This window comes from Clostridium sp. DL1XJH146 (assembly GCF_054819755.1).
The window spans coordinates 46,824-62,849 of record NZ_JBTVVN010000007.1 but is presented as its reverse complement, the minus strand read 5'-3'; the positions used below and the strand labels follow the sequence as shown (position 1 = coordinate 62,849).

The 16,026-nt window shown below is 30.3% G+C and carries 16 protein-coding genes; 1 reads left to right on the top strand and 15 read right to left on the bottom strand.

Annotation, left to right across the window (positions count from 1 at the left end; all coding sequences use genetic code 11):
* Positions 1-85: 85 nt before the first annotated feature.
* The 5 genes from ACVHXK_RS05200 to ACVHXK_RS05180 form a co-directional block, all read right to left on the bottom strand.
* A complete protein-coding gene (locus ACVHXK_RS05200; protein ID WP_461205308.1) occupies positions 86-322 on the bottom strand; it encodes a hypothetical protein in 237 nt (78 codons plus the stop codon).
* A 25-nt stretch (positions 323-347) separates the two neighbouring features.
* Positions 348-848: a GNAT family N-acetyltransferase gene (locus tag ACVHXK_RS05195; protein WP_461205307.1), complete on the bottom strand. Its 501-nt coding sequence runs from the start codon at positions 846-848 to the stop codon at positions 348-350.
* 405 nt (positions 849-1,253) lie between these two features.
* Positions 1,254-2,222, bottom strand: coding sequence for an ABC transporter substrate-binding protein (locus ACVHXK_RS05190; RefSeq protein ID WP_461205306.1), 969 nt, complete (start codon positions 2,220-2,222; stop codon positions 1,254-1,256).
* 14 nt (positions 2,223-2,236) lie between these two features.
* The gene (locus tag ACVHXK_RS05185) at positions 2,237-2,971 is read right to left on the bottom strand and encodes an ABC transporter ATP-binding protein (RefSeq protein ID WP_461205305.1); all 735 of its coding nucleotides are present in this window, start codon (positions 2,969-2,971) and stop codon (positions 2,237-2,239) included.
* A gap of 1 nt (position 2,972) precedes the next feature.
* Positions 2,973-3,725: an ABC transporter permease gene (locus ACVHXK_RS05180; RefSeq protein ID WP_461205304.1), complete on the bottom strand. Its 753-nt coding sequence runs from the start codon at positions 3,723-3,725 to the stop codon at positions 2,973-2,975.
* A 524-nt stretch (positions 3,726-4,249) separates the two neighbouring features.
* Between ACVHXK_RS05180 and ACVHXK_RS05175 the strand changes: the two genes are divergently transcribed.
* Positions 4,250-4,894 (top strand): YczE/YyaS/YitT family protein, encoded by a 645-nt coding sequence (locus ACVHXK_RS05175; RefSeq protein WP_461205303.1) that lies wholly within the window; start codon positions 4,250-4,252, stop codon positions 4,892-4,894.
* Positions 4,895-5,006: 112 nt separating this feature from the next.
* Here the strand turns inward: ACVHXK_RS05175 and ACVHXK_RS05170 are convergent, their stop codons facing one another.
* The 10 genes from ACVHXK_RS05170 to ACVHXK_RS05125 form a co-directional block, all read right to left on the bottom strand.
* On the bottom strand, positions 5,007-5,801 hold the full coding sequence (locus ACVHXK_RS05170; RefSeq protein ID WP_461205302.1) for an ABC transporter permease subunit: 795 nt from the start codon (positions 5,799-5,801) through the stop codon (positions 5,007-5,009).
* Positions 5,802-5,812: 11 nt separating this feature from the next.
* Positions 5,813-6,616 (bottom strand): ABC transporter permease, encoded by an 804-nt coding sequence (locus tag ACVHXK_RS05165; protein WP_461205301.1) that lies wholly within the window; start codon positions 6,614-6,616, stop codon positions 5,813-5,815.
* 8 nt (positions 6,617-6,624) lie between these two features.
* On the bottom strand, positions 6,625-7,497 hold the full coding sequence (locus ACVHXK_RS05160; protein WP_461205300.1) for an ABC transporter ATP-binding protein: 873 nt from the start codon (positions 7,495-7,497) through the stop codon (positions 6,625-6,627).
* A gap of 74 nt (positions 7,498-7,571) precedes the next feature.
* A complete protein-coding gene (locus ACVHXK_RS05155; RefSeq protein ID WP_461205299.1) occupies positions 7,572-10,745 on the bottom strand; it encodes an FtsX-like permease family protein in 3,174 nt (1,057 codons plus the stop codon).
* Between the two features lie 2 nt (positions 10,746-10,747).
* Entirely contained in the window at positions 10,748-11,452 is a 705-nt protein-coding gene (locus ACVHXK_RS05150) for an ABC transporter ATP-binding protein (RefSeq protein ID WP_461205298.1), read from the bottom strand.
* Between the two features lie 191 nt (positions 11,453-11,643).
* The gene (locus tag ACVHXK_RS05145; protein WP_461205297.1) at positions 11,644-12,477 is read right to left on the bottom strand and encodes a hypothetical protein; all 834 of its coding nucleotides are present in this window, start codon (positions 12,475-12,477) and stop codon (positions 11,644-11,646) included.
* A gap of 252 nt (positions 12,478-12,729) precedes the next feature.
* Positions 12,730-13,212: an S-ribosylhomocysteine lyase gene (locus ACVHXK_RS05140; RefSeq protein ID WP_461205296.1), complete on the bottom strand. Its 483-nt coding sequence runs from the start codon at positions 13,210-13,212 to the stop codon at positions 12,730-12,732.
* 187 nt (positions 13,213-13,399) lie between these two features.
* Positions 13,400-13,816: a hypothetical protein gene (locus tag ACVHXK_RS05135; RefSeq protein ID WP_461205295.1), complete on the bottom strand. Its 417-nt coding sequence runs from the start codon at positions 13,814-13,816 to the stop codon at positions 13,400-13,402.
* Between the two features lie 140 nt (positions 13,817-13,956).
* Positions 13,957-14,937, bottom strand: coding sequence for an ABC transporter permease (locus tag ACVHXK_RS05130; protein WP_461205294.1), 981 nt, complete (start codon positions 14,935-14,937; stop codon positions 13,957-13,959).
* A gap of 37 nt (positions 14,938-14,974) precedes the next feature.
* On the bottom strand, positions 14,975-16,000 hold the full coding sequence (locus ACVHXK_RS05125) for a sugar ABC transporter substrate-binding protein (protein ID WP_461205293.1): 1,026 nt from the start codon (positions 15,998-16,000) through the stop codon (positions 14,975-14,977).
* Positions 16,001-16,026 lie beyond the last annotated feature (26 nt).

The following is a 16,026-nucleotide window of genomic DNA, read 5'->3' as shown; positions in this document are numbered from 1 at the left end:
AAAACTATAATTTCCTATATCAATTGTATAGTAAGTTATAGAAGATTGCTATACTATACCATTAATTTGTTACTTTTTTTATATTCTACCCCTCAACACCATATTCTTTCATTTTTTCTATAACAAATCTTTCTTCCTGAATTTTATCAAGGACATCTTTTAAGTAATAGGCAATATTACCTCCATGAACTTCAATATCATTTGCATTCATTATATGTAAAATAATACTTATCTTATCTTTTTTACCCTTCTTACCTTTTTTTCTGATTTTAACATCATAATCAATTATTTTATTTTTTGGAATTAGTTTTTGACTTTGCAACAGATAATTATCTCCTATGTATAAACTAAAATTGTTCCGCTATTTCCTGTAACCTCTCTTCATTAAATCTGTATATAGTCATAATATCAACACTCATAGCACCCATTTTCTTATAAAATTTAATTGCAGGTTCATTCCAGTCTAAACATCCCCATTCCAACCTCACACATCCTCTTTCAATTGAAAGCTTGGACATAAATTCCATCATTTTCTTCCCAATACCCATAGTCCTTACCTCTTCATCGACAAAAAATCCATCTATGTAAATTCCCGTGCCACCAATAAAGGCTGATGAATTATGGCAAAAATATACAAATGTAACTATTTCACCATCTAACATCCCAAATATAGCTTCACCTTTTTTTTCTAATAAAATATTACGCATATTTTTTTCTGTTACTGTGATTTTATCTAACATTTTTTGATACTGTCCAAGCTTCCTCATATAATCCACCACTAAAGCCGCATCCTCTTCTGTAGCAAACCTAATTTTAAATCTTGCGTCTTTTGTTTTTATTAATTCCATTCCTTTCACCTCTTCGTATATAAGGTAAATACCTATTTTATAATAATATTGTTTATACTGTTATTAGCTTTTCATATTTATCATTTACTAAATTAGTAATATATTAATTATTAATTTAATAAATTACAGTTTATATTTTAACTTATTTTTGATTATTTGTTAAGTATTTTTGGTATTTTTCTAAATATATATATTCACATTTAACACTTATATAATTTTAAATCAAACAATTGGCTTATTGTACCCCAGTCAGAACTTCTTTTGTAACATACAAAAAACCCAAGTGAAATACATCCCTTGGGTTTTCATTCTATAATATCTTTTAAAAATAATATTTTAAAATATTTTTAATTTTTAAACTATTGTTAAATAATTCATTTTAGTTCTTATAATAAAAACAGGCTATTAATCAATCTCTTGAATTAAACTTTCAATATCTACCGTATTATCAAGCATTCCATTGTCTTTCAAAAAATCTTGAGTTTTCTCTAATTCTTTAATATCATTTTCAGAAATAGTAGGATCAAAATCATATAAAGCGTACATATTTTTTACTTGGTCTATAGTGAGTTTAGTTTCTTCTGCTGTCAATTGGAAAGTTTCATCTTGATTTTCTTCCATAAATTTAAGACTTTCATTATGAACTTCAAGATATCTTTTAGCTATATCAGGATGTGCATCTAAAAATTCGCCGCTTGCTCCAATTACTATAGTTGCATCCAATATCCCTTCCCCCGTTGTTACAATATGTGCACCATTTTCTTTGGCATTGTCTGTTGCTGCTCCAGCCACTAAAACAGCATCTGCGCTACCTGATAAAAGTGCTGATACTCCACTTGCAATATCCATATTAATAAACTCTACATCATCTACAGATAAATCTTCTTCAGCTAAAGCCCCTATTAGTAATTGATGAAGTATTGTTCCCTTCGGTCCAACAACTTTTTTACCTTCTAAGTCTTTCATACTTTTTATAGATTCATCTTTAGCCATAATACAAAAAGCTTCTGGTGCTCTGCTATAAATTCCAATTATTCTTATATCAACACCATTTGCAGCCCCTAAGATTACAGATGTTGCCCCAATAGCATTACAAAAATCTAAAGAACCTGCTGCAACTGCTTCAGTCATTTTCGCCCCAGAAGTTATCTCTGGATAATTAATTTCTATACCATCTGCTGAAAATTCTTCTTCAAACAATTGCTTGTTCTTTTCAACAATTGAAGGCACATTTAATGGAGCCTTAACATAAGAAATATTTATTGTTTCAGGCAAATCACCCGAAACCTCATCACTCTTGGCCGAACAACCAACAACTGATCCTAAAACTAACAAAACACTCATTAATAAAGCTAATTTTCTTAAAAATTTCATTATACTTACTCCTCCTAAAATTTATTAAATGTATTTAAAATATATTTCCTAAGATTCAAAAATTCATTGCTGTCTGAATCTCTGGAATACTTCATATTTACATCGACAATCTCCTTCAAATACCCCTTATCTATTATCACTACCTTTTGTCCTAAATAAATAGCTTCATCAACATCATGAGTAACAAATATAATTGTCTTCCCTGTTTTTTGAAAAATATTAACCAATTCTTTTTGAAGTTTTTTTCTATTGAAATAGTCAAGAGCCCCTAATGGTTCGTCCATTAAAATAATGTCCGGGTCATAACAAAGAGTTCTCCCTAATGCTGTCCTTTGTGCCATTCCTCCTGAAATTTGTGCAGGATAAGCCTTTCTAAAATCATATAATCCTAACAATTTCAAATACTTATTTACAATAGCATTCACATGGTCTTTATCTTTATAATTATTAAGTGAGAAAGCAATATTATCTTCAACTGTTAGCCACGGCATTAGTCTTGGTTCTTGAAATACCGTAGCTATTTTGGGTGATTTATTTTCACGATTATTTTTGTATTCAATACTTCCTGATGTTTTTTTTTCCAAATCACAAAGTAATCTCAATAAAGTACTTTTGCCACACCCACTTTTACCAACTATAGTAACAAAACTACCTATTGGAATATTTAAATTAATATCTCTTAGTGCATGGACATTTTTATCACCAACTTTGTAAGTTTTGTTTAAATTTCTCAGTATTAGCTCTCCCATATTAAAGTTCCTTTCCGTAAGAATTTAATATTTTTTTCGAAAGTTTTAAAAATATACTATCAATAAAATACCCTAAAATTCCTATAGATAATATCCCAACAATGACTATATCCGGTCTAGATAGCTGTTCTGCATCTATTATCATATATCCAATACCAGAAGAAGCCGCTACAAGCTCTGCACCCATGAGTGCTCTCCAGCTATAACCTAGTCCTAATTGAATTCCTGTTAATACTGATGGTAGAGCTTGGGGAAATATTATTTTTCTAAATTTATCAAATCTACTGTAACCAAAAATTTCCCCTACCTCTAAAAGCTTGTCATCATAATTTGTAACTCCCGTTAATGTATTAGAAAAAATCGGGAAGAAAGTAGCAAGTACTATAATTACAATTTTCGAAGACTCCCCGATTCCAAGCCAAAGTATCAAAATCGGAATCATTGCTATAGGAGGTATATGTCTCATAAATTCCAAAAACGGCTCTACATAAGGCATAACTCTTCTTCTGCTTCCTAAAAATATAGCAAGTGGAAAAGCTATTAAAAAAGTTATCAAAAATCCAACTACAACTCTATTGAAACTAATCATCAAATTTGTAAATAGTTCACCTGTTTTTACTAACTTCACTGTGGTAATCGCAATCTTACTTGGTGGTGGAATAATATAACTATTAAAAATGCCTAATTTTGCAACTACCATCCAAATAAAAACTAATAATAATGGCAATAAAAGTCCTTTTACTTTTTTTATCATTTCCATTTCTCCTCAAAAAAATAAAAACTTTCCCAAGGGAAAGTTAGTGTTTGAACAAAAATTTAATACTCTTCTATACTTAAAGAAAAGCATAAAATCATTATTTGGAGTTCCAAATTTCATTTTGAAAACTCTTTATCTAATTCCCTTTCAGATTAGAATAAACTTCTCTGTCAGATTTATTTTTTATTTTACTAAAAACAACTCTTCTATCGCTTATGAAAACAAATATAAAAACAATCAAGTCTTAATATTTGAAATTTCGTTATAATATTAACATAACATGAAAAAATAGTCAATGCTATGATAAAAATAACCTATTGACTCTAGTGTTAATATCTTTATAATATAGTTTAATATAGTATTTATAGCATTTTCGAATATCATATTGTTATACTATCATCTTACAATTACATTTTAATAACTATTCATTCAATCATACTATCTTTTTTTTTTAATTTTCATTTCGTACAAGTTAGCCTATCACCAATTAACAAGAGATACAATATGAAAGGGGTTTTATTGTGAAAGATTATTTTTTACGTCTTATGAGATTGCTATTTGGACTTTTTTTATTTGCTTTGGGGGTGGTTTTTACAATTAAAGGTAATATCGGATATGCTCCTTGGGAAGTTTTCCATGTTGGAATTTCAAAAACAACAGGAATAAGTATAGGCACTGCCACTATTTTAGTTGGTATTATTATTGTATTCGTAACAGTGTTACTTGGGGAAAAACTCGGAATAGGTACTATTTTAAATATGCTACTTATAGGAACATTTCTTGATCTGATATTAGAATCTAACCTAATACCAATAGCAATCAACTTTTGGGTAGGAATTATAATGCTAATTTTAGGTTTATTCATCATTTCCTTGGCGTCATATTTTTATATGGGTTCCTCTTTTGGAGCAGGACCTAGGGACAGTTTAATGGTTGCACTTGCTAGAAAAACTGGACTACCTATAGGGCTATGTCGTGGAATAATCGAGGTATTTGTAGTATTTTTAGGATGGATTCTTGGCGGCATGGCTGGAATAGGTACAATTATATCAGCTTTCTCAATAGGTTTTTGTGTGCAAATAACTTTTAAGTTACTAAAATTTGACACAACTGAAATTAAACACGAAACATTGAAACAGACATATAATGCAATTTTTAATAATTAGAACGTAAATGGTTAGCTATATCAGTAAAAATGTAGGGAGCAAATTAAGCTCCCTTGACTCTGCTTACAAGTACTTCTGTTTACTCATGATTCCCGTTGTACAAATAAATATTTTATATATATAAATCTCTTTTTGGATATACGATATATATGCTTGCTATAGCTACAGAAATAATTACAAGTGAAATCAATACATACTTAGCCTCCAAATTGCCTTCATGTAATATATAACTAGCTTCAAAATACTTAAAAGGTGTTATATATTTTAAATTTTCAAGTTTATCACTCAACGCTGTAATTACAGATACCACATATAAGCCAAATAATAAACTCATAGAATATCTACCTGATAGCTTATATCTCCTCATTACCGCAGCTAATAACATGCCCACACTCATAAAGATCATCTGAATAATAAAAATAGCAAGCATCATAAGAAACATAAATTTATTGAACCCTTCCCCTCTATCATATTGAACTGTAGTTCCATAAATAGCTAGCATTGTTACAATATTTACTGATATGCATAGTATTATTGCAGAAATCAATTTAGTAGAGATTATTTTAATTCTTGAAATAGGCAATGTTACGAAAAATTCAGCAGTTTTATCTCTCTCTTCTTTAGATATAATTGAACTTCCAAGTAAAGCTGCATATATACTAAGTAAAATATAAAAATAAACAGATGCCATACTAACATATCCACTTACTGTTGTAAGATTAGCCCCTGCTATTGAAAAAGCATCGAGCAATGATTGTGGCATTGCATCAAGAATATCTGCCATTTCCGGGTTGTTATAGTAAGCTGAAAACTCTGACATCATCATTGCAATAAGTGCTATAATGCTAACACTCCATATAATGAGTGATTTCATATGTGCTCTTAATTCCCTCATAATAATATTCACGAAAACCCCTCCTATAGTGAATGTATATTTCTTTTATTATATAAAACATAACTGATTCCAATAGATACAATGATTACAAAAATACTTACTCCTACCATGGGTAAATTAATTTCACCTTTATCTAGTATATATGCAGGGTCAAAATGATAAAAAGGTGATATAATACCAAGTAATTCACCGCCAAAAATACTTCTTAGAGAATTAAGCATATAAAGTCCAAATGCTAAGGCCATTGAATAACTAAGTACACTTTTAATTCTTTTAACAGAAACAGAAATAATCATTCCAACAGACAAGAAAAACAATTGAAATAATACATTTGTACCAAGAAGTAACATTACTTTTCCTGCATCGTATGCTTTGCCGTCTCTAAAGAGTTCAATTGATAAAAAAGTGCCTGCCCAAACTAATAGATTTGTTATTGTCAAAGCCAGAAGGGCTGCTAAAAACTTTGATATAATAATATTTGTTCTTGAAACTGGCTTACTCATCAAGAAATCTGCTGTTAATTCCCTCTCTTCAATAGAAAGACAACTAAACCCGTAATTAGATGCCTGAATAGCTAAGAACAACTGAATAAATGCATATATAAATATAAAATAGCCAAGGACAGTAGAAAGCGATACTCCACTATTCATTCCAAAAGCTTTCAACATTTCTTCAGGGTAATTTTCCATCATTTTCTCAACCATAGCTGTATCTGCACTAAAGCTTGGGAAAATTGCCATACACATAAACAGCATACCCCATACGGCTAGACTCCAAATGATTATAGATTTTACATACAATTTAAATTCGTATTTAAATATTGTCATCTCATCACCTACTTATAATAGTGCATAAAAATCTCTTCTAATGTAGGTTCTTCTATAAGAACATCGCGAACCTTCTCAGAACTGATAGCACTTGTCATTTTATTAATATCACCATAGTAGAAAAATTTAAGTTCTTCTTCAAATCTTTTAACTTCCGTAACACCCTCTATAACAAACTTCTCTTCATTGAGATTTTGCCCTTTAATTGTAATTTTTTTATAGTTATCCTCTCTCAATTTCTTAATTTCTTCTAATTTAACTATTGAACCTTCTTTTATAATTGCAACACGGTCACATAATTGCTGAACCTCAGATAATATATGAGACGAGAAAAATATTGTTGCACCATTCTTATTTTCTTCAGAAATAATGTCAAAGAATTTTTGCTGCATTAGTGGATCAAGGCCACTAGTAGGTTCATCAAGTATAATAAGCTTAGGAGAATGTAATAAGCCTTGGACTATTCCCACTTTTTTCTTATTTCCATAAGAAAGGTCTTCAATACGACGTTTTAAATCAAGCTCCATAATTTCAGCAAGTTCATACATTCTCTCTGTGCAATCTTTCTTATAAAAACTAGCAGAATACTTAAGTAAATCAATAACCTTCATCTTATCATAATAAAATACTTCAGATGGAAGATAACCAATTTCCTTGCGAATCTCTGGCCCATATTTAATGCAATCTTTTCCGAAAATTTTAGCAGAACCACTTGTAGGAAAAATTAATCCTAATAATGTTCTAATGGTAGTTGACTTACCAGCTCCATTGGGTCCGATAAAACCAAAAATTTCACCTTCTTCAACATTAAAGCTTACATCTGTAATACCTCTAGCTTTGCCATAATGCTTAGTTAATTTATTAATCTCAATTACATTCATTTAAGTACCTCCACATATTATATATTAGCATTTATTCTCAATTTTAGTATATCATAAATATCTAAGAAATTTATTTATTCTGCACTTTTAAGTGATTCTATCATATCTATCTTATCAAATTCTCTGTACATTGCTAAGTTTACAATAATAGAAAAAGAAATTGTAAGCAGCACTGAATATAGAAAATAAATAGGCTCAATAGTTCTTAAAAACATCATTATATCTGTTTCCGCTGTGGAAATTACAAAATTATTTAGTAACATTCCTACTCCTATGCCCGCTATACTTCCTATAATCGTAAGAATAATATTTTCACGATATATATATAGTGCAAGTTCATTATTGTAGAACCCTAATAGTTTTATTGTAGATAACTCTCTTTTTCTTTCATTTATGTTTATATTGGTAAGATTAAAAATTACAATAAAAGCAAGAACTCCTGCAGAGGCTATTAACACAAAAACTACTGAATTTATGCTCTTTATTGTTTTACTAAAATCAAAATAAGTATTGTTTCTATAGGATACAGAACCAATATCATCAATTTGATTTAATAACTCAGATGTATTATCTTGAGAATTATCAGATGTATCATTCAACATTCCGTAAAAGCCATTAAATAGAACCTTTTCCCCTGTTTTCTCTTTGTAATACTCCTCACTTATATAAATAAAATGTTGTATATAATGTTCTGTTATGGCAGCAATTTCAACGTCCATTATATTACCATTAATATCTATTTCAAAGCTATCTCCAACTTTTTTATTCATAAGTTTTGATAACTTTTCAGTTATAATTACACCCTCATCTTTAAGGTTAAGTTCTTCATCTTTCATAGTAAGACTAATATACTTATTTATCTCATTTTCTTCTTCAGAAACTATGACATAAGCATCTATTTTACCAGATTTAAAAGCATCTACTGTTGCATTTTTTCTATATGAAAATAAAACAGATTCTACATTTTCATCTTGCAATATTTCACTTCTCTTATTAGCTAAATCCTCATGATCCAAATCCGTACTTAGAGTTGCTACCATATCATATTTATATATCTCATTAAATTGACTTTCTGTTGCACCTACTATACCTGATTTAATTCCAAAACCAGTTATCATAAGTCCTGTACATGTAGCAATTCCTATTACAGTCATAAAAAATCTCTGCTTATATCTAAATATATTTCTTGCTGTAACCTTTTGTGTGAAGCTAAATCTTTTCCAAATAAAAGTTACTTTTTCTAAAATAATAGTTTTCCCTGCCTTTGGTTGTTTTGGCCTTAGCAAATATGCCGTTTCTTCTCTTTGTTCATCAAGTGTTGCTAAAACTGCTGCAAGGGTAGTGAAGAATATTGCTATTATTGAAGACAAAAAAGCAAGTTCATAATTGAAAGGAGTTAGTGTAACAGGAATTGCATAAAGTGAACTATATGCATTCATAATAAGTGGTGGAAATAGTCTAAATCCAAAGGATATTCCTATTAGGCTTCCAATTATACTTGCTGACAAAGCATATATTAAATAGTGAACTACTATTGTATTTCTTGAATATCCTAAAGCTTTAAAAGTACCTATTTCTATCCTATTTTCTTGTACCATTCTTGTAATTGTTGTTAAACTAACTAAAGCCGCTACCAAGAAAAATATAAGTGGAAATGCTTTTCCTATATTATCTATTCTATTACTATCTTGTCTATAACTTTCATATCCTACATTTGTGTTTCTTCCAAGAACATACCATTCAGGTTTTTCAATATCATTAAGCTTATCTCTGTTTTTTTGAATTTCTATCTCTCCATCTTTTATTTCAGCATTTGCCTTCTCTTCTTCAATCTCTAGTTTTGCTATATTTTCTTCAATTTCTATTTCTGCTTCTTCAATTTTTTTTTCTTCTTTTTCTAAATCTAATTTCCCTTGTTCTAATAAATTCTCCTGTTTAACAAGTTCATTCTTACCATTATCAATTTCCGTTTTAGCTTGGTCGAATTTGTTTTTCATAGATTCTATATCAAAATATGGAACAGTAGCCTCTATTAATTTATTAGTTTTTAATGAATCATACATTCCATCAAAATCTTTTCCTTTGATATTATCTTCATATAATTCATTCAAACTATTAAATTGAGCACTAAGTACTACATTATCAGGGTCAGCAGCTAATTGTTCTTTAACACTTTGAACCATTAAAGACATAGAAGATGAAATACCATTTGCCGCCTCTTGTTTACCTAGCTCAAGTTCTTTTTCACTTTGAGCTAGTTGCTCTCTAGCTGCTGCTATCTGTTTTTCGCCTTCTTCAGTTTTTTCGTTTAAAATTATTCTATTTTTTTCAATTTCTTTTTTACCATCTTCAACTTTTGTCTTGGAATCATTTAATAGTTCAAATCCTTCCTTGAACTTATCTTCTGCTTCTTGCTTTGATTCTAATAGTTCTTCTTCTGCCTCATCTATTTTACTCTTTGCATCCCCTATTACATTATCATATCTAATATTACTTCTAATAATTCCAATTTCCTCAAACTTTTCTTCTAAATCACTTGCAACCTCTTGGTATTCTTCATTATTTAAAAGGCTCTCCTTTGAAGTTTCACTATTTATCTTCAAATACATTTCTGTATAAACTTCACTTTTAAATACCTCTGGCAATATGTACATAAATCCTCTAACAGTTCCATTACCAACTGAACTCAATTGTCTTTGAGCTGACATGTACAAAGGCGATTGAGCAGAACCTACTATTGTAAATTTATTATTCTTTAAATCATCACCTATTTCATTATCCGTGCCAGATTTAACTTCTATCTCATCACCTATTTTAAAATTATTTTCTTTTAAAAACAGGTCTTCTACTACAACTTCATTGTTGTTTCCTGCCATTCTTCCTTCTATAATCTTAAATTGATTTATACCTGTTTCAGAAGGAATAGAATTGACATTAACCACCATGTCAGATTCTCCTTTTTCAACTATTACGTCTATTGAATAAGATCCTTCTGCGTTTTCTACAAATTCTTCCTTTTGTATTTCTTCTATATCTTCTTCTGTAATTCCCATAGTAGAAATAATTTTAAAATCCATAAAGTCTGTTTGATCTAAATAAGCATCTGCTGATAATTTCATATCAGGGCTAGTAGCTCTAACTCCAGAGTAAAAAGCAACTCCCAGAGCTATAATTATTGCAATAGACAAAAATCTTGAAAAAGTTTTCTTTATATCTCTAAAGAGATTTTTATAAAATGTTTTCTTCATATCTACCACTCCAGACTTTCTATAGGAATTGGATTATTATTAATTTTCACATTTTCAATCTTACCACTTTTTACTGTTATTACCTTATCTGCTATAGGAGTTATAGCTGAATTATGCGTAATAACTATAACTGTCATGCCCTGTACTTTAGACGTATCAGATAATAATTTAAGTATAGATTTACCTGTATTGTAATCAAGTGCTCCTGTTGGCTCGTCACAAAGAAGTAACTTTGGATTTTTAGCTAACGCTCTTGCAATAGAAACTCTTTGCTGTTCCCCACCCGAAAGCTGTGAAGGGAAATTTTGTATCCTATTTTCCAGTCCAACATTTTTAAGTACTTCTATAGGATTTAATGGCTCTTTGCATATTTCTACAGCCAGCTCTACATTTTCAATAGCATTTAAATTTTGTACTAAATTATAAAACTGAAATACAAAGCCAATATCCTCACGTCTATACTTTGTAAGCTCCCTTTTGCTATATCCGCTTATATCATTTCCATCTACAAAAATATTTCCACTAGTAAGTTGATCCATTCCTCCTAAAAGATTAATTATTGTAGTTTTACCAGCACCACTTGCTCCAATAACTACTACAAATTCACCTTTATCTATTGAAAATGAAACATCATCTACGGCTTTAACTTCAATTTCTCCAGTAGAATAAGTCTTTCTTACATTTTTAAGTTCTATAAAATTTTCCATTGTTTTTACTCCTTCGTTTGTTAATAATATTTACCTAATATATTCATTCTGTTATTTACAATAATACACTAAACAAAAGAAAAATACTCCAATTATTCATTAAAAACTACATCAAAAAAATATTTAAAGCCTTGAATTATAATAATCCAAGGCTTAATTTTTACATATATATTACAATTATATTTACATTATTAGTAATTAACAGTAACTCCATTAGCTTTATATGATGGATCATATTTCAAAAGATTATGCACTGCAACTGTTACTTCTTTCCCATCTATTGTTCCAATTATAGTAGTTGCTACATCAGCTTTCATAACAAAGTATGTTTCTGTTCCTTCTAATAGATTTGTGAAATAATCTACCAACTCATCATAATCTTCTTCAGAATAATAAAATGCTTCTGTATCATCACCGAATTCCTCTATTGTCTCAATATCCCTAACTTTGTATAGGAGCAATTCTTTTGCATCTCCTGAAACTTCATTTGTTGCTTCTCCTTGCAACATTCCAGTTGCATCGATTTCTTCTAAAATTTCTGCTGGCTTTAAGTATTCATCTCTATCATCATCTAAACCCATATCATCAACCGTTTTACCGTATTCATATACTTCTTTAATTGATATTCCCATTACTTCTGATATTTGTTTTTGTGCACTATATGGTGTAAGTCCTTGGTCAGCAAGTACAGGTAAATATTCTTCCACACTTGACCCATATTTTTCAGCATCAAGTTCTGTAAGTTCTGTAATAATTCTAAGCATTTCTTCTTCTGAAATACCTTCTTCCTTAGCACCATTTATAATCTCATCATCAAGTGTTATTACATCACCCTTTGACTCCTTCATTTCTTCTGGCTGTTCTTTTTCAACATCTTGTGATTCTTCTTCTTGCATGTCTGCTTCCACTGTTTCATTCGATTTCTTTTGTGAATCATTATTTTCATTATTTGAACACCCAGTGAATACAATACTTAAACAAATAACCATAATCAAAAATAATATATGCTCTTTTGCTTTTTTCATTCCCAAATACCCCCTAAAAACTAGTAGTTTTTTCTGTCAATTTGCAATTTTATTTCAATATTTATTAATTTAATTGTAACAATAATTTTGCAATCCTAGTGTTATATAATTTCAAACTAGAGTCATTAGTTTTTCTAAATAATATGACTTTAGTCATTATTATGAAAATAAAAAAGTCCTATAGTAATTTACTCACTATAGAACTTAATTTATTACATGTTTTATATAATATTTATACTCCATACATTAGAATTATTCTTCAGAATAATTCATTCTTTCCTCAGTAATATTTTTCAAGACATTGTTCAAATAATTATTCGCATGATATTTAGCTGTTTTTAAGTTTAAATCCAAATAATTACCACAATCTCTTGCAGTAGCTCCGGGAATTTCACTTTCATAATTTGATATATAGACTAACATGTTTTCTAATAATTCAAGAATATCTTTGGATTGCAAATCACCTGATAAAATCAAATAAAATCCTGTTCTGCATCCCATAGGTCCAAAATATATTACTCTATCAGCCCAATTTGGCTCATTTCTTAAAAAAGTAGCTCCTAAATGCTCAATAGCATGTATTGGTGCCGTTTCTAGTGCTGGCTCAATATTTGGCCTTGTGAATCTTAAATCAAAAGTAGTAATTACATTGCTACCAACATTATCTTTTCTCGATACGTAAACCCCTGGTAATAGACATAAATGATTTACTGTAAAACTAGCGATTTTCTCCATATAATCCTCCTAAAGATGGTTTTCTATACTCCCATCTACATTTAACTTATATATTTACAATGCTAATTATAACATCTACAAAGTTTCTAGTTCAACTATTAATTAATCATCTATTCTATAATTGTTTCATATGCTATAAACAAATAATTGAAAATACTTATTAAAAAAACTCAATTGATAATATTCTCTAGTTTTTAGCTTTGAGTTTTATAAATGATATCTTTGTACCTTTTTCATCTGGTATCCAACCATGATAAGTATCAGGGGCAAATGTTACATAATCACCCTTTGTAACCATCTTAGAAGATGTTTGTTTTCCACTGTCATCACCTAGTATAAGTTCCGCTGAACCTTCTTGTACATAACCTAACCAAAAATCATTGCCACCACTATGGAGATTAAATTTTTCTCCATTTTCTTTGCATCTTAAAATTAGGTGATCAATACCAATTTCTTTACTTGAAAATGTAGCTATTGACCATCCTTTAGCTCCTTCTACCTCTTCAAAATCAGGCACAATGCCCTCTGTAGCAGTCGCTGAACCTTCTACATTACAAACATTAAATAAGTTTGCTTTAATTTCTGCATTCTTTAGATTTCCCATAAAAAAGCCTCCCAATATTATATTCAAAAATTCCCTCTAACCGCAGCAAGAGGGAATTTTAAAAATGCTTCAATGTTCACTAATAATTCTTTAAGTACATCTACATTCATCTATTTCGCATATGTCAAAATAATAAACTGTTACCCCCGGGTAGAACTAAACTTAACTGACAAACCATTACCTACGAAGATTAAGAATCCTTGTACTATTAACTGATCATAGAATGGAATTCCAATCAAGTTCAATCCACTTGTCAAAATTGCTAGTAAACCTATACCTAAAAGTGTTCTTGGTATTGAACCTTCTCCACCATCCATACTAGTTCCACCTAATACTACACCGCCGATAATGATAAGTAACAAAGTATCCCCAACACCTGGTATTGCATTTCCTAAATTCGCTATACTTATCATACCTGCTAACCCTGCAAATAATCCTGAAAGTACGTATACACTCATTTCTACTTTTCGTGAATTAATACCCGCATATCTTGCAGAATCTCTATTACTTCCAATTAAAATAACTTGTCTACCCCAGGTAGTCTGTGTAACTAAAATTGTACTAATTATCAATATTACAATACTAACAATTGTAACACTTGGTATTCCAGCTACAGAACTAAATCCAAAATTTATAACCCCTTCTGGTGTGCCTTTTACTGCAATTCCTTGAGATAAAAGGAATGCTATTCCTCTTGCCACAAGTTGCGTACCCATAGTTGTAATGAAAGGCGTTAATCCAAAATAGCCTATAAGCACACCATTTATGAGTCCAAATACCAACCCAACAGCAAGTGCTACGACAAGACCAAGTAAAATATTACCTGTAGAAGCCATTACCGTACCTGCAACAACAGCACTTACACTTATCACTGTTGAAACTGATAAATCAATTCCACCTGTAAGTAAAACCATAGTTTGCCCAACTGCTGCAATCATAACTACAGTATTTGCCGCCATTACAGTCTTCATATTTCCACCCGTTAAAAAGAACGGAGATGCTAGTGAAAAAGCAATCAGTAGAAATAATATAATTGGGATAGTAGGATAACTTTTTGCAACAGCTAAAGAATTTCCTAAAATAGCTCCATTTTTTTTCTTTTTCTTATTAGCACTACCCATTACGTATCACTCCCAATCTTTTGTCCTTCTTATATTCTTATTGAGCACCCCAAATATTATCTTTATTTTCTTCTATATTTTCGTTATTATAGAATTTACCTGCAATTACTTGAGTTCTTTCTACTGTTTCTCCATTAATTAAAGCAAGCGCATTTTCTACTGCTTTTTCACCAGTAGTTTTTAAGTCCATTACTACGATACCATCAGCCATACCTTTTACTGTAGCATCATAACCATCTTTACTTCCGTTGATACCAGTTACAACTATGTGTCCATCTTCGCCAACAAGCTTTAACTTATCTAAATCAGTAAGTACTGTTTCAATACTTGGAATTTGAGTATCTGTTGCTGCAAAAACTGCTTTTATGTCAGGATTTGCTTGGAATGCATTTTGTGTAGCTGATAATGCTTTATTAGAATCCCAATCAGTAGGCATTTGTATAATTTCAACATCTGATAAAGCTTCGTTTATAGCATCATCAAATCCTTTACTTCTATCGATACCATTTTGGTCATTTAAAGCTCCTAATAATTCAAGTATAACAATCTTTCCATCTACATCTTTTAACTGCTCTGCCATGTATCCACCTGCTTCTAATCCATCTGATATAGAATCTGGTCCAACATAACAATCAACTGCATTACTATCAGGTAAATCTCTATCATATGCAACAACAGGAATACCTGCATTTTTAGCTGCAACTAAAGCTGTTTCTATAGTATTTTGGTCCACTGCACAAACAAGTATTGCATCAACTTGTTGATTAATTAAAGATTGAATTTGAGCATTTTGATTTTGCGCATCTCCATCTGCTACCACTTCAATAACTTCACAGCCTTGTGCTTCAGCTTCTGCTTTTGCTGCATTAACAACTCCTGCTCTACTTTCAAAAAGCTGGTCAATAGATAATCCTAAAGTAATTGTTTTTTCTGTTTCTTCTGCCGCTGTGTTATTACCCTCATTTGCTGTATTATTTGTATTTTCTGCATTATTACTACCACACCCTACTAACATTGTTGCCGCTAATGCTGCTGTTAAAACTAAACTTAAAACCTTTTTCATAAAAAACCCCTCCTATTTATTCTATA

What these genes read in the sequence shown, in the direction of transcription:
- ACVHXK_RS05160 (WP_461205300.1), bottom strand. Translation starts at nt 7,497, where the DNA reads ATGAATGTAATTGAGATTAATAAATTAACTAAGCATTATGGCAAAGCT.
- ACVHXK_RS05165 (WP_461205301.1), bottom strand. Translation starts at nt 6,616, where the DNA reads ATGACAATATTTAAATACGAATTTAAATTGTATGTAAAATCTATAATC.
- ACVHXK_RS05140 (WP_461205296.1), bottom strand. Translation starts at nt 13,212, where the DNA reads ATGGAGAAAATCGCTAGTTTTACAGTAAATCATTTATGTCTATTACCA.
- ACVHXK_RS05145 (WP_461205297.1), bottom strand. Translation starts at nt 12,477, where the DNA reads ATGAAAAAAGCAAAAGAGCATATATTATTTTTGATTATGGTTATTTGT.
- ACVHXK_RS05190 (WP_461205306.1), bottom strand. Translation starts at nt 2,222, where the DNA reads ATGAAATTTTTAAGAAAATTAGCTTTATTAATGAGTGTTTTGTTAGTT.
- ACVHXK_RS05180 (WP_461205304.1), bottom strand. Translation starts at nt 3,725, where the DNA reads ATGATAAAAAAAGTAAAAGGACTTTTATTGCCATTATTATTAGTTTTT.
- ACVHXK_RS05130 (WP_461205294.1), bottom strand. Translation starts at nt 14,937, where the DNA reads ATGGGTAGTGCTAATAAGAAAAAGAAAAAAAATGGAGCTATTTTAGGA.
- ACVHXK_RS05185 (WP_461205305.1), bottom strand. Translation starts at nt 2,971, where the DNA reads ATGGGAGAGCTAATACTGAGAAATTTAAACAAAACTTACAAAGTTGGT.
- ACVHXK_RS05155 (WP_461205299.1), bottom strand. Translation starts at nt 10,745, where the DNA reads ATGAAGAAAACATTTTATAAAAATCTCTTTAGAGATATAAAGAAAACT.
- ACVHXK_RS05125 (WP_461205293.1), bottom strand. Translation starts at nt 16,000, where the DNA reads ATGAAAAAGGTTTTAAGTTTAGTTTTAACAGCAGCATTAGCGGCAACA.
- ACVHXK_RS05195 (WP_461205307.1), bottom strand. Translation starts at nt 848, where the DNA reads ATGGAATTAATAAAAACAAAAGACGCAAGATTTAAAATTAGGTTTGCT.
- ACVHXK_RS05135 (WP_461205295.1), bottom strand. Translation starts at nt 13,816, where the DNA reads ATGGGAAATCTAAAGAATGCAGAAATTAAAGCAAACTTATTTAATGTT.
- ACVHXK_RS05150 (WP_461205298.1), bottom strand. Translation starts at nt 11,452, where the DNA reads ATGGAAAATTTTATAGAACTTAAAAATGTAAGAAAGACTTATTCTACT.